Annotated in this window: 23 protein-coding genes; 10 read left to right on the forward strand and 13 right to left on the reverse strand. The window is 76.1% G+C overall.

From position 1 onward, the window contains the following. Window positions 1-57 precede the first annotated feature (57 nt). Window positions 58-1,182, forward strand: a complete 1,125-nt coding sequence (locus tag ACI78U_RS17295; protein ID WP_456876621.1) for a DNA recombination protein RmuC — start codon at window positions 58-60, stop codon at window positions 1,180-1,182. 156 nt (window positions 1,183-1,338) lie between these two features. After that, the gene (locus ACI78U_RS17300; RefSeq protein ID WP_456876622.1) at window positions 1,339-2,172 is read left to right on the forward strand and encodes a DUF6542 domain-containing protein; all 834 of its coding nucleotides are present in this window, start codon (window positions 1,339-1,341) and stop codon (window positions 2,170-2,172) included. Window positions 2,173-2,347: 175 nt separating this feature from the next. On the opposite strand, the gene ACI78U_RS17305 is transcribed toward ACI78U_RS17300, so the two are convergent. Beyond that, window positions 2,348-3,319, reverse strand: a complete 972-nt coding sequence (locus ACI78U_RS17305; protein ID WP_456876623.1) for a 4-hydroxy-3-methylbut-2-enyl diphosphate reductase — start codon at window positions 3,317-3,319, stop codon at window positions 2,348-2,350. A gap of 145 nt (window positions 3,320-3,464) precedes the next feature. Here ACI78U_RS17305 and ACI78U_RS17310 point away from each other — a divergent pair, with 145 nt between their 5' ends. Genes ACI78U_RS17310 through ACI78U_RS17320 form a run of 3 tightly spaced genes read left to right on the forward strand, consistent with a single transcriptional unit; the run spans window position 3,465 to window position 6,364 of the window. Further along, window positions 3,465-4,877, forward strand: coding sequence for a hypothetical protein (locus ACI78U_RS17310; RefSeq protein ID WP_456876624.1), 1,413 nt, complete (start codon window positions 3,465-3,467; stop codon window positions 4,875-4,877). Between the two features lie 51 nt (window positions 4,878-4,928). Then, window positions 4,929-6,149: an exodeoxyribonuclease VII large subunit gene (gene xseA / locus ACI78U_RS17315; RefSeq protein ID WP_456876625.1), complete on the forward strand. Its 1,221-nt coding sequence runs from the start codon at window positions 4,929-4,931 to the stop codon at window positions 6,147-6,149. Next, a complete protein-coding gene (locus ACI78U_RS17320; RefSeq protein ID WP_456876626.1) occupies window positions 6,146-6,364 on the forward strand; it encodes an exodeoxyribonuclease VII small subunit in 219 nt (72 codons plus the stop codon). Before xseA ends, ACI78U_RS17320 begins: the two co-directional genes overlap by 4 nt. Before the next feature lie 3 nt (window positions 6,365-6,367). Here ACI78U_RS17320 and ACI78U_RS17325 read toward each other — a convergent pair whose 3' ends face one another. Beyond that, on the reverse strand, window positions 6,368-6,991 hold the full coding sequence (locus tag ACI78U_RS17325) for a DUF4245 domain-containing protein (RefSeq protein WP_456876627.1): 624 nt from the start codon (window positions 6,989-6,991) through the stop codon (window positions 6,368-6,370). Window positions 6,992-7,122: 131 nt separating this feature from the next. Between ACI78U_RS17325 and glpX the strand changes: the two genes are divergently transcribed. Then, on the forward strand, window positions 7,123-8,187 hold the full coding sequence (glpX, locus tag ACI78U_RS17330) for a class II fructose-bisphosphatase (RefSeq protein ID WP_456876628.1): 1,065 nt from the start codon (window positions 7,123-7,125) through the stop codon (window positions 8,185-8,187). A 52-nt stretch (window positions 8,188-8,239) separates the two neighbouring features. Here glpX and ACI78U_RS17335 read toward each other — a convergent pair whose 3' ends face one another. Next, window positions 8,240-9,280 carry a hypothetical protein gene (locus ACI78U_RS17335; protein ID WP_456876629.1) on the reverse strand — a complete coding sequence of 347 codons (1,041 nt, stop codon included), beginning with the start codon at window positions 9,278-9,280 and terminating at the stop codon, window positions 8,240-8,242. 139 nt (window positions 9,281-9,419) lie between these two features. Continuing rightward, a complete protein-coding gene (locus ACI78U_RS17340) occupies window positions 9,420-9,965 on the reverse strand; it encodes a hypothetical protein (RefSeq protein ID WP_456876630.1) in 546 nt (181 codons plus the stop codon). A gap of 205 nt (window positions 9,966-10,170) precedes the next feature. Here ACI78U_RS17340 and ACI78U_RS17345 point away from each other — a divergent pair, with 205 nt between their 5' ends. The 4 genes from ACI78U_RS17345 to ACI78U_RS17360 all read left to right on the forward strand — a co-directional run bounded on the left by ACI78U_RS17345 (window position 10,171) and on the right by ACI78U_RS17360 (window position 15,221). Further along, on the forward strand, window positions 10,171-11,565 hold the full coding sequence (locus ACI78U_RS17345) for a class II fumarate hydratase (RefSeq protein WP_456876631.1): 1,395 nt from the start codon (window positions 10,171-10,173) through the stop codon (window positions 11,563-11,565). Window positions 11,566-11,658: 93 nt separating this feature from the next. Further along, complete coding sequence (locus ACI78U_RS17350) at window positions 11,659-12,975, forward strand: citrate synthase (RefSeq protein WP_456876632.1); 1,317 nt, start codon at window positions 11,659-11,661, stop codon at window positions 12,973-12,975. Between the two features lie 11 nt (window positions 12,976-12,986). Further along, window positions 12,987-13,178, forward strand: a complete 192-nt coding sequence (locus ACI78U_RS17355; RefSeq protein WP_456876633.1) for a hypothetical protein — start codon at window positions 12,987-12,989, stop codon at window positions 13,176-13,178. A gap of 162 nt (window positions 13,179-13,340) precedes the next feature. Then, entirely contained in the window at window positions 13,341-15,221 is a 1,881-nt protein-coding gene (locus ACI78U_RS17360; protein WP_456876634.1) for an NlpC/P60 family protein, read from the forward strand. Between the two features lie 72 nt (window positions 15,222-15,293). Here the strand turns inward: ACI78U_RS17360 and ACI78U_RS17365 are convergent, their stop codons facing one another. The 9 genes from ACI78U_RS17365 to ACI78U_RS17405 all read right to left on the reverse strand — a co-directional run bounded on the left by ACI78U_RS17365 (window position 15,294) and on the right by ACI78U_RS17405 (window position 21,879). Beyond that, window positions 15,294-16,058 carry a hypothetical protein gene (locus ACI78U_RS17365; protein ID WP_456876635.1) on the reverse strand — a complete coding sequence of 255 codons (765 nt, stop codon included), beginning with the start codon at window positions 16,056-16,058 and terminating at the stop codon, window positions 15,294-15,296. Next, window positions 16,055-16,396, reverse strand: a complete 342-nt coding sequence (locus tag ACI78U_RS17370; protein WP_456876636.1) for a hypothetical protein — start codon at window positions 16,394-16,396, stop codon at window positions 16,055-16,057. The genes ACI78U_RS17365 and ACI78U_RS17370 overlap by 4 nt, the downstream gene beginning before the upstream one ends. A 148-nt stretch (window positions 16,397-16,544) precedes the next feature. Continuing rightward, a complete protein-coding gene (locus ACI78U_RS17375; protein WP_456876637.1) occupies window positions 16,545-17,639 on the reverse strand; it encodes a flagellar biosynthesis protein FliA in 1,095 nt (364 codons plus the stop codon). A 38-nt stretch (window positions 17,640-17,677) separates the two neighbouring features. Continuing rightward, the gene (locus ACI78U_RS17380) at window positions 17,678-18,079 is read right to left on the reverse strand and encodes a hypothetical protein (RefSeq protein ID WP_456876638.1); all 402 of its coding nucleotides are present in this window, start codon (window positions 18,077-18,079) and stop codon (window positions 17,678-17,680) included. A gap of 215 nt (window positions 18,080-18,294) precedes the next feature. Further along, a complete protein-coding gene (csrA, locus tag ACI78U_RS17385; RefSeq protein WP_456876639.1) occupies window positions 18,295-18,600 on the reverse strand; it encodes a carbon storage regulator CsrA in 306 nt (101 codons plus the stop codon). Window positions 18,601-18,672: 72 nt separating this feature from the next. Then, window positions 18,673-19,077: a flagellar assembly protein FliW gene (gene fliW, locus ACI78U_RS17390; protein ID WP_456876640.1), complete on the reverse strand. Its 405-nt coding sequence runs from the start codon at window positions 19,075-19,077 to the stop codon at window positions 18,673-18,675. Further along, on the reverse strand, window positions 19,074-19,952 hold the full coding sequence (gene flgL, locus ACI78U_RS17395; protein WP_456876641.1) for a flagellar hook-associated protein FlgL: 879 nt from the start codon (window positions 19,950-19,952) through the stop codon (window positions 19,074-19,076). The genes fliW and flgL overlap by 4 nt, the downstream gene beginning before the upstream one ends. Before the next feature lie 5 nt (window positions 19,953-19,957). Further along, complete coding sequence (gene flgK, locus ACI78U_RS17400) at window positions 19,958-21,388, reverse strand: flagellar hook-associated protein FlgK (protein ID WP_456876642.1); 1,431 nt, start codon at window positions 21,386-21,388, stop codon at window positions 19,958-19,960. Next, a complete protein-coding gene (locus ACI78U_RS17405; RefSeq protein WP_456876643.1) occupies window positions 21,385-21,879 on the reverse strand; it encodes a flagellar protein FlgN in 495 nt (164 codons plus the stop codon). The genes flgK and ACI78U_RS17405 overlap by 4 nt, the downstream gene beginning before the upstream one ends. Between the last annotated feature and the right edge of the window lie 102 nt (window positions 21,880-21,981).

Here is a 21,981-nt window from a genome sequence, read left to right on the forward strand (position 1 = left end):
GGCACCTCCTGGAGGTGCCGACATCGCGACAAGGGCACTGCCTCCCGGGAGATGTCGGTGGCGTCCTGCACGCTGCTCGCCGTGGACGCCGCCTCCCTCCTGCTCGGCCTGCTGCTCGGCGCGCTGCTGGGGGCCGCCGTCGCGCTGGGCGTCGTCGCGCTGGTGTCGCGCCGCCGGCCGGCCGACGACGGGCTCGAGCCGGTGCACGAGTCGCTCGACCACCTGCACCGGCTGCTGGCCGGCATCGAGCGGGACCGGGCCACCGCCCACGGCGAGCTGCGCGAGCAGATGGGCGCCGTCGGGCAGACCAGCGCGCTGCTGCGCCAGGAGACGGCGGCGCTGGTCACCGCGCTGCGCACCCCGCACGTCCGGGGCCGCTGGGGCGAGGTGCAGCTGCGCCGCGTCGTCGAGGTGGCGGGCCTGCTCGAGCACTGCGACTTCGTCGAGCAGCCCTCGTCCACCAACGACGAGGGCGCCGGCGTCCGGCCCGACCTCGTGGTCACCCTCGCCGACGGCCGGCAGGTCGTGGTCGACGCGAAGGTGCCCTTCACCGGCTACATCGAGGCGGTGCAGGCCACCGACGAGGCCGTCCGCGTCCAGCGCGTCGCGGCGCACGCCCGCCAGCTGCGCGCGCACGTCGACGCGCTGTCCGCCCGCCGCTACCCCACCGCGTTCCGGCCCGCGGCTCCGTTCACCGTGCTGTTCGTCCCCTCCGACGGCTTCCTCACCACGGCGCTGGAGGCCGAGCCCGCGCTCCTGGAGTACGGCTTCGGCCGCGACGTCGTCATCGCCACCCCCAGCACGCTGCTCGCCCTGCTGCGCACGGTCGCCCACTCGTGGCGGCAGGAGCGGCTGGCGCGCGACGCCGACCAGGTCATCGAGGTCGGCCGCCGGCTGCACGCCCGCCTCACCACGCTGTCGGGGCACCTGACCCGGCTGGGCGCGGCCCTGGGCACCACGCTCACCCGCTACAACGAGACGGTCGGCTCCTACGAGCGCTCCGTCCTCGCCGCCGCCCGCCGCTTCGACGACCTCGGCGTGGGTGAGACGGCGGTGCCGTCCCCGCCCGAGGTGGAGGCGGTGGTCCGGCAGCTGCGCCCGGCCACCGACGACCCGGACGACGACGCCGCCCCCGCCGTCGACGACGTCCCGCTGCGCTGGCGGCTCACCGACGGCGGCTGACCGGCCGGAGCACGTGGCGGCCGGCGTCCCGGCGGTCGCTGTGGACCCCTCCGTCACACCGACCCCACCCCTGCACCAGAGTTGCCAAATCGACACGGCGACCTGTCGTGGATCGACACCGCGCGGTGCCCCTGCGGGCGGGGTCCCCTCGCTACCGTGAGCACGACACCGGCCCGGCACGGGCAGGCCGGACCGAACGGGGAGGTGGCCATGGCCTCGGCGAGCGCAGCCGACACCTGGCACGACAGCGGGAGCCGCCGCCAGCGCCCCCTCGCCGGCGCACCGGCCCCGCGCCCGGACCTGCCGCGGCTGGACGCGACGCCCGCCCGGGCCTCCCGCATGTCGCTGCCGCCGGTGCCCCCGCCGCACCCGCGCGGCCGCCCCGCAGGACCGGGCCACGGCGCGGGCGCCGGTCACGGGCGGCCGGTGCCCGACGGGCGGCCCCCGGCGGCCCGCCCGTCCCAGCGCGTCCCGGTCCCCGTGCCCCCGGTCGCCGACCGTGACGCCGTCGCGGCCCCGCCGCGCCACGGCCGGCCGGCCGACCCCGCACCGGCCCGCGAGCCCGGCCGCGCCGGGGGCCCCGCCCGCGGTCCGCGCGGCTCGTCCCGCGGCACCCCGCCCGACGCCGGTCGCGCGAGCGGGTTGCGCGGCAGCCTCGCCGTCCTCGGCGTGTTCGTCATGACGCTGGCCGGCGGCGCCGTCGACTCCTTCCTCGCCGTCGGGCTCGGCACGCTGACGCTGGTCACCCTGGTCGCGGCCGCCGCCGTCGGCACGCTGCTGGTGCGCCGGCGCGACCTGCTGACCGTGGTCGCCTGCCCGCCGCTGGTCTTCGTGGCGGTCGCCGCGGTCAACATCGGCCTGGCCCCGTCGGCCACCTTCAGCGTGCCGACGATCGCCACCGTCCTCATCCGCGGCTTCCCCACCATGGCCGTCGCCACCGCCGTCGCCGCGGTGCTCGCCGTCATCCGCTGGGCCGCCCGCGGCCGCTGACGGCCCCGGACACGAGAAGGGGGCCCGCCGCCCCCCCCCGCGGGGCGCCGCCGTGCGCGCGCGGGTGGGCGCGGCGGTCACCCCCCGCCCTGCCCGGCCCTCCCCCCCCCCCCCCCCCCCCCCCCCCCCCCCCCCCCCCCCCCCCCCCCCCCGCCCCCCCCCCCTTCTCGTTCGCTCAGCGGGTGGGACGGGCGGACTCGCCGCGCCGTGGCCGCAGCTCGTGCGGCAGCGCGAACACCAGCCGCTCCTCGGCGGCCTTGACCGTCTCGACGTCGGGGTAGCCGCGCTCGGCCAGCCAGTCGAGGACCTCACCGACCAGCACCTCGGGCACCGACGCGCCGCTGGTGACGCCGACCGTGGACACGCCCTCGAGCCACGCCGGGTCGATCTCGCTGGCGTAGTCGACCAGGTGCGCGGCGCGGGCGCCGGCCTCCAGCGCCACCTCGACCAGGCGCACCGAGTTCGACGAGTTGGTGGAGCCGACGACGACCACCAGGTCGCAGGCGGGCGCCATCTGCTTGACCGCCTGCTGCCGGTTCTGCGTGGCGTAGCAGATGTCGTCACTGGGCGGGGACTGCAGCCCCGGGAAGCGGGTCCGGAGCTGGTCGACCGTGGCGAGCGTCTCGTCGACCGAGAGGGTCGTCTGCGACAGCCAGACGACCCTCTCCGGGTCGCGCACCTGCACGTCGGCCACGTCGTCGGGACCGTCGACGAGCTGGATGTGCGACGGGGCCTCGCCCGAGGTGCCCTCGACCTCCTCGTGGCCGCGGTGGCCGATCAGCAGGATGTCGTAGTCGTCGCGGGCGAAGCGCTTGGCCTCCTGGTGCACCTTGGTCACCAGCGGGCAGGTGGCGTCGATGGTGCGCAGCTGCCGGGCGGCGGCCTCCTCGTGGACGGCCGGGGAGACGCCGTGGGCGCTGAAGACGACGACCGAGCCCTCGGGCACCTCGTCGGTCTCGTCGACGAAGACCGCGCCCCGCCGCTCGAGCGTGGCCACCACGTGCTTGTTGTGGACGATCTGCTTGCGGACGTACACCGGGGCGCCGTGGATCTCCAGCGCCCGCTCGACGGCCACCACCGCCCGGTCGACACCGGCGCAGTAGCCCCGGGGATCGGCCAGCAGGACCCGTCCGCGCTGATCAGCCATGCCCCGATGGTATGCGGCTCCCGGCCGCCGCCCCGGCTCCCGCGGGGACCGCGGACGAGACCCCGGACACGCCCACCCGCCCGACCGGGTGGCAGCGGCCGGGGCCGTGGTGCCGACGCAGACCGGCTGGGGCAGGCTGGGGCGCATGTCCCGTGAGATCCCCGAGCCCGTCCGCGCCACCGTGGGGCTGGCCGCCACCGTCATCGACGACGTCCGCAGCCTCCCCCGGACGCTGCCGGGCCTGCCGGTGCGCCTCGTCGGCATCGCGCTGCAGGCGGCGATGAAACTGCAGCAGCAGTGGTCGGGACTGGTGGCCCGCGGGGACGAGGTGCTCACCGGGCTGCGCGGCGAGCGGGAGCCGGGCCTGGCCACCTTCGACGACGACGAGGACGAGCAGCCGGCCGGCGCCGGGCTGGTCGCGCAGCCGATCGACGTGCTGCGCGACTCCGCCTTCGACCGCGCCCCCGACGTCGACACCGTCGGGGACGGCATCTCCGACGACGAGGTCGCGACCCTCCCCGGCGACCCGGCAGCCGACGCCGTGGTGGCCGCCGTCGAGGACACCGCCGCCGCCCTGGCCGAGCCCGACTCGGTCACCGAGCTCACCGAGGTCGACGTGATGGAGGTCGACGTCGACACCGACGCGGCCGGCCTGGTCGACGACGAGCTCGCCGGCCTGCCGCAGGACCCGTCGCCGGCCGCCGTGGTGGCCGCCGTCGAGGACGTCACCGACCAGGTCCTGGGCGCCGAGGAGGCCGAGGCGGCGCTCGGCGCCGCCGACTCCGCGCTCACCGCCGAGGACGCGCTGGAGAGCGCGCTGCTCGAGGCCGAGGGCACCGGCGCGGCGCCGGCCACCGACGACGCACCGGCGGCCAGCGACCCGGGCGGCTCCCCGGTCGGTGAACTGGCCGGCGCGCCCGACGTGGGCAGCGACGACACGGCGACGCCCGACGCGGCCGACTCCGGCACCGCGGACACCGACATCGGGCTGGCCGACTCCGCCCCCGACGCCGGCCGGGACACCGACGGGGCCGCCGAGGTCGACGTCGTCACCCCCGACGGCCAGGTCACCACGGTCGAGGGCACGGTGACCGACGAGGGCGTCGTCGCGCCCGAGGCCGGTCCCGGCGAGGACTCCGGTGCCGCCACCGAGGACACCGCCGTCGACGAGGGCGGCACCCCGGTCGCGGCCGCCACCGGCGTGCGCACCGACGTCGGCGAGACCGGCACCGCCGAGGAGGACGCGGCCCGCGCCGAGGGCGCCGCGGTCGACGCCGTGGGCGGCGGGTCCGACGCCCCCACCGACGACGCCCAGGGCGGCAGCGACGTCTCGGGGTCGCAGGCGGCCGGGACCGCGCCGGTCGAGGGCTACGACTCCTTCACCATCGCCCAGCTGCGCGGGCGGCTGCGCGGCTACCAGCTCGCCACCGTGCAGGACCTGCTCGCCTACGAGGAGGCCACCCGCAACCGGTCGCAGTTCGTCACGATGCTGCGCAACCGGCTGGAGAAGCTGGAGCAGCAGGCGGTCGACGCCAGCCCGCTCCAGCCCAGGGGCTAGCGCCCGGGGGGCCGGGCGGAGCCGTCGGTCCCGCCTGGCACAGTCGCGGGCATGACCGCCCCCTCCACGCCCGAGGCGCCCTGGCCGGTCCGCACGGTGGCCCGCAAGGTCGCCGAGTGGATCGGCCGGCTCGGTGAGGTGTGGGTCGAGGGGCAGGTCGCCCAGTTGTCCCGGCGCGGTGCGGCCACGGTCTTCCTGACCCTGCGCGACCCCGCCGCCGACCTGTCGGTGCCGGTCACCTGCGCCCGCGACGTCGCCGACCGGCCCGGCCTCGAGCTCACCGAGGGCGCCCGCGTCGTCGTGCGGGCCCGGCCCGACTACTACATCGCCCGCGGCTCGTTCTCCCTCCGCGCCACCGAGATCCGCGCCGTCGGCCTGGGCGAGCTGCTGGCCCGCATCGAGCGGATCCGCCGGCTGCTGGCCGCCGAGGGCCTGTTCGACGCCGCCCGCAAGCGCCCGCTGCCCTTCGCGCCCGCCGTCGTCGGCCTGGTCACCGGCAAGGACTCCGCGGCCGAGCGCGACGTGCTGGTCACCGCCCGACGGCGGTGGCCGGCGGTGCGCTTCGCCGTGCACCACAGCCTGGTGCAGGGGGTGAACGCCGCGGCGTCGGTGATCGACGGGCTGCAGCGGCTCGACCGCGACCCGGAGGTGGAGGTCATCGTCCTCGCCCGCGGCGGCGGGTCGGTCGAGGACCTGCTGCCCTTCTCCGACGAGGGCCTCGTCCGCGCCATCGCCGCCTGCCGCACCCCGGTGGTCACCGCCGTCGGCCACGAGACCGACACCACGCTGGTCGACCACGTCGCCGACGTCCGCGCCGCCACCCCCACCGACGCCGCCCACCGGGTGGTCCCCGAGATCGGCGAGCAGCGGCGGCTGGTCGACGGCCTGCGCGCCCGCGCCCGGCACCTGCTCACCGTCCGGGTCGAGCAGTCCGAGCGGTGGCTCGACAGCGTCCGCAGCCGGCCGGTGCTCGCCGATCCCGAGCGACTGCTGCACGGCCGGGCCGACGACGTCGCCGCGCTGCGCGACCGGGCCCGCCGCACGCTCACCCACCGGGTCGAGACCGCCGAGCGCGACCTCGAGCACGCCCGCGCCCGGGTCGCCGCCCTCTCGCCGCAGGCGACGCTGCAGCGCGGCTACGCGCTGGTGCAGCGGGCCGACGGTGCGCTGGTCCGCGACCCCGGCGAGGTGGCCGACGGCGAGCGGCTGGCGGTGCGGGTCGCGGGTGGGCGGCTGGCCGTCCGGGTCGACGGGCAGGATGGGGAGCCGTGAGCGAGCCGACGACCGAGCAGCCGACGCAGACCTACGAGCAGGCCCGCGAGGAGCTGGCCGACGTGGTGCGCCGGCTGGAGGCCGGCGGGCTCACCCTCGAGGAGTCGCTGGCGCTGTGGGAGCGCGGGGAGCAGCTGGCCGAGCTGTGCCGGCACTGGCTCGACCGCGCCCGCGAGCGGCTGGCCGCCGCGAGCCCCGGCGACCGGGAGGAGTAGGGCTCAGCGCACCACGACGGGGGCGAGCGAGGCGGCCACGGTCTCCAGCTCCTCGTCGTCGGCCGAGCCGGTGACCAGCGTGGTCACCCCGTCCTCCTCCCGGGACAGCACCGTCTCGCCGCGCGTGCTGGTCGACCGGGTCCAGGTGCGGCCCGCGAGGTCGACGCTGCCGTCCTCCTCGGCGCCGTCGAGCACCGCGGTCAGCCGCTCGGCGCGGGGGTCGTCGGTGGTGAGGAACCCCGCGTACTCGTCCGACGGCGTCACGTAGCCCACCTCGAGGGTCACCGGTGCGCCCTCGCCGGCGTCCCCGGCGTCGGTGCGGGCGCTGGTGGGCCGGTAGCCGTCGGGCAGCCCGGTCGGCGCCTCCACGGTGTAGCCCGCGCGGGACGCGGCCAGCTGCACCGAGCTGCTGGGGTCGATCGGTCGGACCGGGTCCACCTCCCCCTGCCGGAAGGCGACCCAGCCCACGACGAGCAGGCAGATGACCACCAGCGGCAGCAGTGACCGGACCATGTTCGCCGCGCTCATCCGGTTGGCCCGCTCGACGGCCGACGGCGCCGGCGGCGGCTGCTCCGGCGGGGACTGCTCCTCGGGGGCCTGCCGGCCCGACGGCCCGGTGGTGGTCATGCCCCTAGGATCGCAGCACCGATCCAGAACCCCGCTGCCCCGCACCCGGCGCACCCGCCCGCCCGACCGGCACCGGGGCCGGGTCGCCGGGACGGTGGGGACCCGGCAACGACGCCGACGTTGGAGGTCCCGTGATCCTTCCCGTACCCGACGGCCCCGTACCCCCGGCCCCCCGCCCGAGCACCTTCCGCACCGACCGCCCGGCGCCCGACCGGAACCTGGCCCTCGAGCTGGTCCGGGTCACCGAGGCCGCCGCGATGGCCGCCGGCCGCTGGGTGGGGCGCGGGGACAAGAACGGCGGCGACGGCGCGGCGGTCGACGCGATGCGCGCGCTCATCGGCACCGTGACCATGCGCGGCGTCGTCGTGATCGGCGAGGGCGAGAAGGACGAGGCGCCCATGCTCTACAACGGCGAGCAGGTCGGCGACGGCTACGGGCCCGAGTGCGACGTCGCCGTCGACCCCATCGACGGCACCACGCTGATGGCCAAGGGCATGCCCAACGCGATCGCGGTCATGGCGGTGGCCGACCGGGGCGCCATGTACGACCCGTCGGCCGTCTTCTACATGGAGAAGATCGCCACCGGTCCGGCCGCCGCCGACGCCGTCGACATCACCGCCCCGGTCGCGGAGAACGTCCGCCGGGTCGCGAGGGCCAAGCACAGCTCGGTCGCCGACGTCACCGTGTGCATCCTCGACCGGCCGCGCCACGAGCAGCTCGTGCACGAGGTCCGCGAGGCCGGCGCCCGGATCAAGTTCATCTCCGACGGCGACGTCGCCGGCGCCATCGCCGCGGCCCGGGAGGGCACCGGCGTCGACCTGCTCATGGGCATCGGCGGCACGCCCGAGGGGATCATCGCCGCCTGCGCGCTCAAGTGCATGGGCGGCACGCTGCAGGGCCGGCTGTGGCCCAAGGACGACGAGGAGCGGCAGAAGGCGGTCGACGCCGGCCACGACCTCGACCGGGTGCTGCAGATCGACGACCTGGTGCGCGGCGACGTCTTCTTCGTGGCCACCGGCATCACCGACGGCGAGCTGCTCCGCGGCGTGCAGTACCGGGCGGGGGGTTGCACCACGCAGTCGCTGGTGATGCGCTCCCGCTCGGGCACCATCCGCTCCATCGACAGCCTGCACTCGCTCGAGAAGCTGCGCGCCTACTCCGCGGTGCCCTTCGACCGCTCCTCCGAGGAGGAGTGAGCACGGGCCCGGCACCCCGAGGGGTGCCGGGCCCGCGCCCGCCGGACGGGGTTCAGCCCAGCCGGTCCTCGCAGGTGCCGAGGTCCTCGTAGGGCAGGCGGCCGGCGCAGGTGCCGGCGTACTGCTCGTAGGGCGAGCCCGACGGCGTGTCGCGCCACAGCTGGTCGCAGGCCGTCCAGTCACCGGTGAAGCAGCTCTGGGCCAGCGGCTGGAAGGTCGGGTCGTCGCCCAGGCCGGTCGGCGCGGTGGGGTCGGCCGGCGTCGTGCCGCCGGTCCCCCCGCCGTCGCCGAGGCGGGCCTGGCAGGTGCCGCCGCCCTCGTACTCGACCCGGCCGGCGCAGGTGCCGGCGTAGTCCTCGTAGGGCGAGTCGACGGGGGTCACGCGCCACAGCTCGTCGCAGGTGGCGAGGTCCCCGTCGAAGCACGACTGGGCCAGCGGCTGGAAGGTCGGGTCGTCGCCCAGGCCGGTGGGCGGCGCCGGCGCCGCGGGCGACCCGCCGCCGCCCGGGGACGACGGGGCCGACGGGCTGGAGGACGACGGGCTCGAGGAGCGGGACGACGAGGTCGCCGACGAGCTCGCCGAGGAGGACGGGGACGACGACCTCGTGGCGCTGGTCGTGGTGGCCGGGTCGGCGACGGTCGAGCCGCCGTCGTCGCGGAGGAGGAAGAACAGCAGGGCGCCGACGCCGGCGAGCACGAGCACCCCGACGACGCCCAGCACGACCGCGAGGTTCTTGCTCTTCTGCCGCGGGGGCGGGCCGCCGTAGCCGGGCTGCTGGCCGTACGGCTGCCCGTACTGCTGGGCGTACTGCTGGCCGTAGGGCTGGTTCGGGTCGTAGCCCGGCTGCTGCCCGTACTGCTGGGCGTACTGCTGCCCGTACTGCTGGTTCGGGTCGGGCTGGGCGAAGGGTGCGGTCGGGTCGCGCTGCTCCCCGCCGGGCTGGCCGTACTGGCCGGGCTGGAACTGGGTGGTGGGCGGGGCGGGCTGACCGAGCTGCTGCGTCGGGTCGTCGGACTGCCCCCACCCCTGCTGCCCGGGCTGCTGGCCCGAGGGGTCGTTGCCGCCCTGGGGCGGGTACGGCGGCTGGGACATGGCGGGAGCTCCTCGGGTCAGGTCACTGGCGCAGGTCAGGCTAGGTCCGGCGGGGAGGGGGGAGAAGCACGTTCGGGTCACGGGACGGCGGCGCGACGGCTCCTCCGTCCCAGGGCCCACGGCAGCCGCGGGCGGCGCCTCAGTCGAGGTCGGTGCAGTACGGGACCGCCCAGGCCTTGACCCGCCCGCCGCAGGAGAGCCCGTACTCCTCGTACTCCGACAGCGGCGGGGACTCGACGTACAGGTCGTCGCAGGACTGCAGGTCCCCCTCGAAGCACTGCTGGGCGTACCCGTCGAGCACCGGGTCGGGCCCGAGCTCCCCGGGCGGCACGGGGGCGGACTGCTCGACCTCGCCGAGGCCGCCGCCGGCGGCGAGGGGGTCGGCGAAGCCGCCGGAGAGCCCCTCCGACACCGACTCGCCCACGGCCTCCCCGGCCTCCCGGCCGGCGTCCAGCACCGCACCGCGGACCAGCACCCCGCCGACGACGGCGGCCAGGACCAGGCCGAGCACCAGCCCGGCGGCGACGAGCGCGGCGCCGCCCAGACCGGACCGGGCCGGCGGCGGTGGCACGGGAGGCGCCGGAGCCAGGGACGGCGGCTGCCCGGCGGCCGGGTCCCACGTCCCCCAGGGCGTCCAGCCCCCCACGGGGACCGAGCCGGGTGCGGGGTCGTGCGGGTGGGTCACGGGGCCTCCTGGGACCGGGGTGTCCGGCGCACGCTGGGTCCGCGCCCGGCCCCGTCCCGGTTCCCACCCCGGGCCTGCTCCAACTGCTCCACCGGCGGCCCCCTCGCAGGGGCCCGCCGCGAGCATGCGAGCGGCGGGGGGCGAGGGGGTCCTCTTAGGGTCACGCGTGCAGCACCGATCCCACCGACACCACACGGGAGCCAGCGTGGCCACCGAGCAGGACCACCGCATCGAACGCGACTCCATGGGGGAGGTCCGCGTCCCCGCCTGGGCCAAGTGGCGGGCCCAGACCCAGCGCGCCGTCGAGAACTTCCCCATCTCCGGCACGCCCGTCGAGCGCGAGCTGATCGCCGCCCTGGCCGCCATCAAGGGCGCCGCGGCGCGGGTCAACGCCGACCTCGGCGTCCTCGACGGCGACGTCGCCTCCGCCATCGCCGACGCCGCCGCCGAGGTGGCCGCCGGGAGGTGGGACGAGCACTTCCCCATCGACGTCTTCCAGACCGGCTCCGGGACGTCGAGCAACATGAACACCAACGAGGTCATCGCGACGCTGGCCACCGAGGCCACGGGCACGTCGGTGCACCCCAACGACCACGTCAACGCGTCGCAGTCGTCCAACGACGTCTTCCCCTCGGCCATCCACGTGGCCGCCACCCGCGCGATCGTGCGCGACCTGGTCCCGGCGCTGCGGCACCTTGAGGCCTCGCTGTCGCGCAAGGCCACCGAGTTCGCCGAGGTGGTCAAGAGCGGCCGCACCCACCTCATGGACGCCACCCCGGTCACCCTGGGCCAGGAGTTCGGCGGGTATGCCGCGGCGATCCGGTACGGCGTCGAGCGGCTGGAGGCCTCGCTGCCGCGCATCGGCGAGCTGCCGCTGGGCGGCACCGCCGTGGGCACCGGGATCAACACCCCGCCCGGCTTCGCCGCCGCGATCATCGACATGCTCGCCGCGGAGCTGGACCTGCCGCTCCGCGAGGCGCGCGACCACTTCGAGGCGCAGAGCTCGCGCGACGGCCTGGTCGAGGCCTCCGGCCAGCTGAAGACGATCGCCGTCGGCCTGGTCAAGATCGCCAACGACCTGCGCTGGATGGGCTCGGGCCCGCGCACCGGCCTCGGCGAGATCCAACTGCCGGACCTGCAGCCGGGCAGCTCGATCATGCCCGGCAAGGTCAACCCGGTGATCCCGGAGGCGGTCATCCAGGTGGCCGCCCAGGTGATCGGCAACGACGCCGCGGTCACCTACGCCGGCACCACCGGCGTCTTCGAGCTCAACGTGACGCTGCCGCTCATGGCGCGCAACGTGCTGGAGTCGATCCGGCTGCTGGCCAACGTCAGCCGGATCCTCGCCGACCGCTGCGTCGACGGGATCGTCGCGAACGTCGAGCAGTGCCGGACCTACGCCGAGTCCTCGCCGTCGATCGTGACCCCGCTGAACCGGTACATCGGCTACGAGGAGGCGGCCAAGGTGGCCAAGCAGTCGCTGGCCGAGCGCAAGACCATCCGCCAGGTGGTGCTCGAGCGCGGCTACGTCGACCAGGGCAAGCTCACCGAGGCCCAGCTCGACGAGGCCCTCGACGTCCTCTCGATGACCCACCCCTGAGGTCCCGCGGGGTGGGCCCGGACCGCCGGTCCACCCCGCGGCAGGACCGTCCGTGTCGTCTGACGGGCCCGACGCCAGTAGCGTCGGACCACCATGACCGAGACAGCCACCGCCGCCGCTGACAGCACGCCCGAGGTATCTCTCCGGCACCCGGGAGGTGAGCTGCCGATGCGCGTGGTGCCCGCGACGGAGGGGTCCGACGGGCTCGACGTCTCCAAGCTGCTGGCGACCACCGGGCAGGTCGCCCTCGACATCGGCTTCGTCAACACCGCCGCGTGCACCTCGGCGATCACCTACATCGACGGCGACGCCGGGATCCTGCGCTACCGCGGGTACCCGATCGACCAGCTCGCCGGGAAGGCGAGCTTCCTCGAGGTCACCTACCTGCTGATCTTCGGCGAGCTGCCCACGGCCGACCAGCTGGCCGAGTTCGACGCCCGGCTGCGCCGGCACACGCTGCTGCACGAGGACCTCAAGCAGTTCTTCCAGGGCTTCCCGCGCGACGCGCACCCCATGCCGGTGCTGTCCTCGGCGGTCAGCGCGCTGTCGACCTTCTACCAGGACTCGCTGGACCCCTTCGACCCGCGCCACGTGGAGATCTCCACGATCCGGCTGCTGGCCAAGCTCCCGACGATCGCCGCCTACGCGTACAAGAAGTCGGTCGGCCAGCCGTTCCTCTACCCGGACAACTCCCTCGGCCTGGTCGAGAACTTCCTGCGCATGACCTTCGGCTTCCCCGCCGAGCCCTACGAGGTCGACCCCGACCTGGCCGCGGCGCTCGACATGCTGTTCGTGCTGCACGCCGACCACGAGCAGAACTGCTCGACGTCGACGGTGCGGCTGGTCGGCTCCTCGCACGCCAACCTCTTCGCCTCGGTGTCGGCCGGCATCAACGCGCTGTTCGGCCCGCTGCACGGCGGGGCCAACCAGTCGGTGCTGGAGATGCTGGAGTCCATCCAGCGCGAGGGCGGCGACATCCCGGCGTTCGTCGAGCGGGTGAAGAAGAAGGAGCCCGGGGTCAAGCTCATGGGCTTCGGCCACCGGGTCTACAAGAACTACGACCCGCGCGCGGCGATCGTGAAGCGCACCGCCGACACCGTGCTCGACAAGCTCGGCGGGGACAACCAGCTGCTCGACCTGGCCCGCCAGCTCGAGGAGATCGCGCTGTCCGACGACTACTTCGTCGAGCGCAAGCTCTATCCCAACGTCGACTTCTACACCGGGCTGATCTACCGGGCGATGGGCTTCCCGACGCGGATGTTCACCGTGCTGTTCGCCCTCGGCCGGCTGCCCGGCTGGATCGCGCAGTGGCGGGAGATGATCGAGGACCCGTCGACGAAGATTGGCCGGCCGCGGCAGGTGTACACCGGCGAGACCGAGCGGCCGTTCGTCCCGCTCGCCGAGCGCTGACGACGGCGTCGATGGGCAGCGAGCCGGCCGAGGACGTCCTGGTCCTCCCCCCGATCCCCCTGGCGACCGGCCGGCTCCTGCGCGACGACGACCGGGCGCTGGTGATCACCGCCGTCGAGCTGGTCGTCTCCACCGCGGACGGGGGCGAGCACCGCATCGCCCTCGTCCCGCGCCACGGCGCCTGGTGGCCCCCCGACCGCTGACCCCTCCCGGGCACTTCCCCGGAAGTGCCCGGCGCCCCTCCCCCGGAGGGGTGAGACCCGCTCCCGCGTCCCTCCTCCGGGTCCCCCGGACGGTCGATCTGACGGCGAGCGCTCCGCACCGGAGCGCGGCCAGCCGACCGCGACCGTCCGGGGGACCCCGCCGTGCCCGCACCACGCACGCCCGCTCCCCGCCGTCCGCTCACCGCCCGCGAGGCCGAGGCGCTGCGCGCCCTGCTCGCTGCCCGCGCCGCCGCCGGCGGTCCCGGGTCCCCGCGCCCGGCTCCCCGCCGGGCCGCGCGATCGAGGAAGCCCGCCCGCCGCACCCGGCGCGCACCCGCCCGGCGCCGGGCGGCCGCCCGCCCGCACCCGCGCGGTCCGTGGCGCACCCGGCTGCTCGTCGTCGGCCTGGCCACGCTGCTGGTGCCGGTACTGACCGTGCTGCTGGCTCCCGCCACGTCCGCCCCCGGCGCGGCGACCGTCGCCGGCGACCCGGCCGGCCTGGCGCTGGCCGCGCGCAGCACGCTGCTGCAGGACGCCGACGCCTACCGCCGCGTGCAGGCCGAGGTCGGCACCCGGCAGGCCGAGCTCGCCGCCGCCGTCGCCGACGAGCAGGCCGCCCGGGCCGCCCTCGCCGCGGAGCAGGCCACCGTCGGCGCCGCCGCGGCCGACCTCTACCGGACGCCGGCCACCGGGCGGATGCCGGTGCTCGCGCTGGACGCCGGCACGCCCGGCACCACCTCCGACGTCCTGTACCGGCAGGCGCTGGCCGACCGCGCCGCCGGGGAGCGCGAGACCGCCGTCGTCCGGGCCCAGCGCGCCGCGGCCGCCGCCGAGGCCGCAGCGGACCGGGTGGCCGCGGCACGGGCCGCCGTCGACACCGCGGCCGCGCACGCCCGCACGCTGCTGGCCGGGGTCCGGGAGAGCGCCGGCGACCTCGGGCTCGACGTCGCCGCGCAGCTGGCCGCGCTCGGCACCGTGCCCGCCGCCGGTGCGGAGCAGCAGCGCAACGCCGCGGCGCTGCAGCGCTGGCAGGGGTACCTCGCCGAGCTGGCCTCGGCCGGGATCGAGCCGGCACCGGCGGCCGACCTGGCCGATCCGGGCCGGCTGCCTGAGGGTCTCTCCCCCGCGCTGGACGCCGCGGGCCAGGCCGTGCCCGGCGTGGCGTGGGCGGTCGCCGGCAACCGGCCGGTGACGGTGCTGCCCGCCGAGACGGTGACCGCGGTCAGCAGCGCGCTGGCGCAGGCCGGCCGCCCCTACGCCGCCGGCGCGACCGGACCCGACAGCTTCGACTGCGGCGGGCTCACCGCGGCGTCGTGGCTGCTGGCCGGGTACGACCTGCCGGTCACCGCGGCCGGGCAGTGGTCGGCCGCGGCGGTCGTGCCCGCCACCCAGCTGCAGGTCGGCGACCTGGTCGTCTCCGACGGCGGCTCGGACGTCGGGGTCTACGTGGGCGACGGCGAGGTGCTCGGCGCCTCCGCCGCCACTTACCGGGTCGGCGTCCGGTCGGTGCCCGAGGACGCCCGCGCGGTGCGGGTCACCCTGCCGGCCCCGGCGCAGCCGAACGCGCCGCTGCCGGCGACGGCGTCGGGCCGGGGTGCCTGCGGCGCGCCCCCGCCACCGGCCGGGCCGGTGAGCCCCGCGTGGGGCGGCTGGGGCAACGGCCGGATCCCCGCCGACGCGCTGTGCCCGGTCGCCCGCGGCCACGCGCTGCGCTGCGACGCCGCGGCCGGCTACACCGCGCTGGCGGCGGCGTACGAGGCGGCGTTCGGCAGCCCGCTGTGCATCACCGACTCCTACCGGTCGATCGCCGCGCAGGTCGACGCGTTCCGCCGCAAGCCCGCCCTGGCCGCGGTGCCGGGCACGTCGAACCACGGCTGGGCGCTGGCGGTGGACCTGTGCGGCGGCGTCCACGTCGCCGGCACGCCGCAGTGGACGTGGATGACCGAGCACGCGGGCCGGTTCGGCTTCGTCAACCCCGCCTGGGCCCGACCCGGCGGCGAGAAGCCCGAGCCGTGGCACTGGGAGTACGGCGACCTGCTCTGAGGTGTCCCAGGCATTGGAAGCTCTACGCACCTCCTGCGGGTCAGGACGTGCGTAGAGCTTCCAATGCCTCGCTCAGAGCCAGCGCAGGGCGGGGAGGCCGGCCCAGGGCAGGCGCACGCAGGCCTCCCCCGTCAGGCCGGCCAGGCGGTCGGCCACCCCGGGCACGGCACAGGCCAGCGGTCGCATCGGCGTGACCACGACGTGCGGGTCGCGCAGGGTCAGCCCGGCGTCGGCGATCCGCCCCAGCAGCCGGTCGGGGGCGGCCAGCGCCGCGCTGGCCAGCATCGGCGCGCCGGGGTGCGACCACAGCGCCACCGGGCCCTCGACCCGCAGCACGCCGCCGGCGTCCGCGGCCCGGGCCGTCGCGCCGCTGCGGGTGCGGTCGACCACCGCGGCGTCGGCCCGGTCCGACGGCGTCCAGGCGACGGTGCGCTCACCCCGCCGGACGACGACCCGCCAGCCGACGGCGGACCGCCCCGCGTCGGTCCAGTCGAGGACGGCGACCCCGGCGCGCGCGGCGGCGGCGTCGCTGACCGGGCGCCCGGCCACGACGGCGGTCAGCGCGGCGGCGACAGCCTCGGCGGTGGGCGCGACGCCGGCGTCGGTCATGTCCTCGGCGAGGTCGCGCAACGACAGCCGGGTGCGGCGCTCGTCCTCGGCGAGGACCAGCACCGGACCGCGGGCGGGGTCGGTGAGCACGGCGGCGCGCAGGCCCCCGGTGGCCACCGCCGGGAGCACCGCCGCCGCGGCGGCGCGGACGTCGTCGACGCCGACCGCCGCCGGCCGCAGCCGCGACAGCAGGGCGGCCGCCGCGCGCGGCGAGCGCTGGGGCATCACGGGCGGCGCCCGGACAGGGCGGTGCGCAGCGGGGCCGGCAGCGCGGGCAGCCCGAGCACGCTGTCGAGCTCGGCGGCCGAGAGGCGGACGGGCAGGACGTCGTCGGACCAGCCGGTCACGCGGCGGACGCGGGCGGCGGGGGCGGGCCAGACGGCGTCGCGGGCGGCCGCCACGTGCAGCTCGGTGAGCACGTCGGCGAGGCGGACGGCGGTGACCGGGTGCACGCCCGGGGCGGCGAGGCCGGCCCGGACCGCGGTGGCCAGCGCCTCGCGGTCGGCCTCCGACAGCCAGTGCGGCAGCAGGACGACGGCGGGATCGCCCGCGGGCAGCACGCTCACCGCACACCTCCCCCCGTCGGTGCCTCCGGTCCCGGTCCCCCGGCGGCGGCGCTGCGGCGGGGACTCGCGGTCACGTCCTCGGTATCGGCAGGCCGGAGCCGCGATGGACCCGTCGGTAACGGACTCGTTCCGGCCGTTTACTCCCCCGTCACTCGGACAGCTCGGTCAACCGGTCCTTGAGCGCCCGCTCGACGCGGTCGGCGTGCACGTTCATGTTGCGGACCGAGGTGCCCAGGTCGGCCGACACCTGCGTCTTGGTCTGCCCGCCCCAGGTGGTCAGGTACCAGGTGGCCCAGCCCAGCACGTTGGGCTGGGCGGCCCGCTGGCCGCGGGCGGCGGTCGGGTCGGGCGCGCAGGCGGCGGTCAGCGCGTGCGACAGCAGCGTCTGCTCGGCCTCGTCCATGATCAGGTCGGGCGCCTCGGTGGAGTCGGGCACCAGCACCTCGGCCGCGTCCGGGCCGCCGTCGAGGGACTGCAGGTTGCGCAGCCCGTTGAGGGTGGCCACGGTCTGCGAGTTGCGGCGCAGCGTCGCGACGCTCTGGCCCATGTAGTCGGCGAGCTCGCGCTCGGTGGGCCGCCTCTGGTGCTCGGCCTGGAAGGCGGCCAGCGCCTTCTGCTGGCGGTTCTCCGTGTCGGCCGCTGTCCGGCCGTGGGCGCTGCGGCCCAGGTCGTGCACCCACTTGGACAGCTGGGTGGCGAGGAAGGCCCCGAACGGGACGCCCTTGGTCTCGTCGTACTGGCCGACGGCCTTGAGGATCCACTCGGCCACCTGCTGGTGCAGGTCGTCGGGGTCGGGCACGTGCAGGCGCAGCGTGCTCGAGTTGCGCTGCAGCCGCTTGAGGCTGACCGGGTGGTAGTGCCGGCACAGGTCCTCGAGGAAGGCCTTCGGCAGGTCCCGCGGCGCGCGGCGGCGGACGCCGGCCTCCGCGCGCAGGCCCACCGTGGCGCAGCCGCGGTCGGCGCACCAGGCGCGGATCCAGTCGGCGAGGACCTGGCCCTGGCCGCACGGGCCGTCGACCCGGTAGAGCCCCTCGCCCTCGTCGTGGCTGACCGTGACGCCCGTGGGCAGGTCGGCGCGGAACTCGGCGAGCGGCAGGTCCCGGTCGACGCGGAAGTGCACCCGGTCGCGGGCGGTGATCGGGACCGCGGCGAAGCCCTCGGCCTCGGGGATGCCGCCGAAGACGAGTGGCGCGCGGCTGCCGGCGTCGGCGGCCGGGTCGGCGGTCGGGGGGCTGGAGGTCACCGGTGCTCCTGGTCGATCACGGGGGAGGCGACGGCGCCTCAGGCGGGGACGGGCACGGCCGGGGACTCCACGGCGCCGACGGCGACGTCGACACCGGAGCCCAGCAGCGCCTCGGCCGCGGCGCGCTCACCGGCGGCCGGCTCGGTCGCGTAGACCGGCATGTGGTCGTAGAGGACCGTGAACAGGTCGCTGACGAAGGCGTAGGCGGCCTGCGCCTGCGGCGAGAACCGGGCGATGCCGGCGCGCGGACCGAGCTCGACGCCGACGGTCACGCGGACGACGCGCTCGTCCTTGCCCAGCCCGGTGACCGAGAAGGCGACCGAGGGGTGCACGGCGGCCAGCGCGGCCAGCTCGGCCAGGCAGCGCCTGGTGGACCCGCGCCGCGGCCGCAGCTGGACGTGGACGACGACGGTCTCGTCGGCCTGCTGGGTCGCTGCCATCACGCTGTGCTGCATCTCCATCGCCCCCTGTGTCGTGCTCGGGGGCAACTCTGTCGCATGAGCGGACAGTGATGGGCACACAACTCGCCGTGCCCTTCGCAATCTGCCGGCCGACCTTCGTCAGGTCTTGCCCGTGCGGAGGAGCCAGCCGATCCGGCGGGCCCGCGCTCCGGCAGGAGTTGCCGAGGTGCGGGCCCGCCGTCCGTGCGAGTCGCTCAGCGGCTGCGGACCTCCGGCGGGGCGGAGCGCACGGGCCGGCCCGCGGCGAGGCCGGTGGGGGGCGCGGCGGGGCCGGCGGCGGGTGCGAAGGCGGCGAGGGCGCCGAGCGTGTCGGCGGTGACCTGGGCGGCGAGCAGGTTGGCCTCGGCGATCTGCCGGTAGACCTCCTCGCGGTGGATGGTCACCTCGCGGGGGGCCGTGAAGCCGAGCCGGACGGTGCCGCCGCGCACCTCGACGACGTGCACCTCGATGTCGTCGCCGATGCGGATGGTCTCGCCGACGCTGCGGGTCAGTGTGAGCACGGGTACCCCTCCATGGGTGTGTGGTGGCCGTCCTGGCACGGGCCCCGTCCCGACGAACGGGGCCCTCCTCTCCTATCGGCGAAGGGGACGCCGGATCGGATGACGGCCGTCGGGCAGGACCACCTGGGTGGCCCGCCAGTTCGCCGGGTTGAGCACGACCGGGGCCCGCAGGTTCGCCGTCGCGGCCGCGACCCCCTCGGCCGGGACGGTGACCAGGCAGAGCAGCTGGGCGTCGGCGGCGTCGGCGAGGTCGAGGTCGGCGAGCACCTGGCGCGGCAGGGACGGGGCGTAGTCCGGGAAGTACCGGGCCGGGGGGATGGCCAGGAACCGCGGACCGTCGGCGTCCATCGACTGCAGCCAGAACAGCAGGCCGTCCCCGTCGGCCGTGACGAGCACGTAGTCACGGAAGTCGGGGAACCCGGGCAGCGGCGACACCATGCCGAGCAGCGGCAGGGTGACCACGGGAGCGAGGGTCACCGCAGGAAGTCCAGGAGCGTCGGCTGGATCGCCTTGGCCGTCGCCGCGAGCGCCGTCTCGTAGCCGATCTGCTGCATCTGCAGCTTCATGATGGTGTTCGGCAGGTCGATGTTCTCGACCTCCGACAGCTGCGAGGACAAGGAGAGCGCGCGGTCGGTGCCGATCTGCTCGAGCCGCTCCACGCGCGTCCCGCGCACACCGACGCTGGAGAGCGCGTCGAGCATGCCCTCCATGACGTCGTCGAGCGCCTGCAGGTGACCGGACAGCGCCGCGGGGTCGGCGGTCGCGTCGGTGGCGATCGCCTGGACCACGCTGAACAGGTCGTCGGGCCCCGCGCCGAAGGCCACCGGCCCGGTCACGTTGACCGCCATGACCTCGTCGTCGGACACCCGCCGGTTGATGTCACCGGCGGTGCCGACGTAGGTCCCGTCAGCGTCGTAGGCGGCCGGCCCGGACGTGGTGCCGCCGAAGAGCGGCCGCCCCTGGGACCGGGTGTTGGCGAGGGCGACGAGCCCCTCGCGCAGCGAGGCGACCTCGATGGCGATGGCCTGGCGGCCGGTGGCGGACAGGGCGCCGTCGTTGGACGCCTGGAGCGCGAGGTCCCGCACCCGCTGGGTGTGCTGGACCATCGTCTGCAGCGTCGAGTCGGTCTGCTGCAGCCAGGCCCGCGCGTCGGCGAGGGCCCGGGACTGCTGGCCGACGGCGGCCTGGCTCGACCGGATCTGCATCGCGCGGTTGGTGCCCGTGGGCGAGTCCGACGGCGCGCTGATCTGCCGGCCCGAGGTGAGCTGCTGCTGCAGCCTGCCGATCTGGTCGAGGTTGCGGTTGAGGCCCTGGAGGCTGGTGGCGGCGACGGCGCGCTGGGTGACCCTCATGCCGCTCACCGGCCCACGACGCCGGTGCGGTTGATGAGCTGGTCGAGCATCTGGTCGATCGTGGTGACCAGCCGGCCCGCGGCGGCGTACGCGTGCTGGTACGAGAGCATGTTGGTCATCTCCTCGTCGAGGTTGACGCCGGCCACGGAGTCGCGCGCCGCGTCGACCTGCGCGGTCACGACCTCCTGGATGTCCAGGGCGCGGGCCGCCACCGACGTCTGGACGCCGAGGGCCACCACCGTCTGCCGGTAGGACGCGTCGACGCCGGCCGGCGAGAGCCGCAGCTGGGCGATCCGGTCGGCGACGTCGTTGTCGAGCGAGGGGACACCGCCGGTCGGTGCCTCCCCCGAGGCCGCGATCCGGCGTGGGTCGGTGACCAGCACCCGCAGCGAGGCGGCGGTGACCGGCCCTCCGCTGGAACCCAGCAGCGGCGTCCCGGGCCGGCCCTCCAGGTCGTAGGCGCCGGTCGTGTGCACGGCGTTGAGCGACGTGGCCAGGTCCACGGCGAGGTCGTCGAGCGCGTCCCGGTACCGGGGCAGGACGCCGGTGAGGGCGTCGAGCTGCCCGCCGGCGGTGCCGCCGGGGACGACGACGAGGTTGCCGCGCGCGGTCTGGATGCGCGGCGGGTCGGCGGGCGGCACGACGTCGGGGTCGATCCCGGCCGGGTCGTCGGTCCCCACCACGGTGAGCTCGGTGACGGTCGCGCCGGAGACGAGGACGATCCCGCCCACCGAGACGTCGACGACGCCGTCGGCCCTGCGCTGCACGCTGGCACCGACCTGGTCGGCGAGGTCCATGACCAGCAGGTCGCGCCGGTCGGTCAGCTCGTTGACCGGCAGCCCGCTCTGCGCCGACCGCTGGATGGCCTGGTTGAGCTCGGCGATGGTGGCGGCGGCGGAGTTCACGTCGGCGACGAGGACGCTCAGGTTCTCCCGCGTGCGGGACCACTCCGCGTCGATCGCACCCTGGCTGGTCCGGATCCCGTCGACGAGCGTGTCGAGGCGCTCGAGGACCTGGCCGCGCACCGCGGTGTTGTCGGGGCTGATCGCGAGGTCGTCCCAGCCGGCCCACATGTCCGACAGCAGGCTCTGGATGCCGGTCTCGCCGGGCTCGCGCAGCGCCTGCTCGACCTGGCGGAGCGCCTCGGTCTCGGCGGTCAGCCGGGCCTGGGTGCCGTGCTCGGTGTGGCCGCGGGCCTCGAGGAAGGCGTCGCGGATCCGCAGCACCTCGTCGGCGGTGACCCCGCCGGTCAGCCCCCTGTCCACCGAGTGCACGGCAGGGACGGCGGTGCCGCCCATCGCCTGCAGGTCCACCCGCTGGCGGGAGTAGCCCTCGGTGTTGACGTTGGCGATGTTCTGCCCGGTGACGTCCAGTGCGCGCCGCTGCGCCCAGAGGGACGTCGAGGCGGTGTTCAGGCCGCCGAACGTGCTGCTCACAGGGCACCGTCCAGGGTCACCGCGCGGGAGGAGCCGGCCTCGGAGCGGCCGGTGGCGCCGTAGGTGCCGGCGGAGGGCTGGCGGACCGACAGCAGCGCGTCGCCGATCGCGCTCAGTCCGCCCTCGATGAGCTCGCGGTTGGCGTCGGACAGGCTGCGCAGGTCGGTGACCAGGACCAGCAACGCCTCGTGGTGCCGGGCCAGCAGGTCGTTCCACGGCGCCGGGGCGGCCTCGGCGAGCTGGCGCAGCGACGGGTTGACCCCGGTCCCCAGCCGGACGGCGATCGCCTCGGTGGCCGCGGCGCGCTCCACCTCGAGGGTCCGCAGCTGGTCGAGCACGACCTCGATCTCGTGGGCGATGCGCGCCAGCCAGCGCGTCTTGCCCGACAGGATCAGGTACTGCTTCTCCTCCGCCTTGAACAGCAGCAGGTCGAGCAGCTCCTGCTCGCGCCACAGCAGCGTCGACAGGTGCTGGTAGTCCACGTCCGCCACCGCCTCCCTCGTCTCCCGGCGGGGAGTCCCCGCCGTCCGCGCCATGCGCCCAGACGGTCGGCAGCGGGCAACGGCCCCTCAAGCCGAGATCGCAGGATTGGC

It is taken from the genome of Geodermatophilus sp. SYSU D00710, assembly GCF_054050195.1.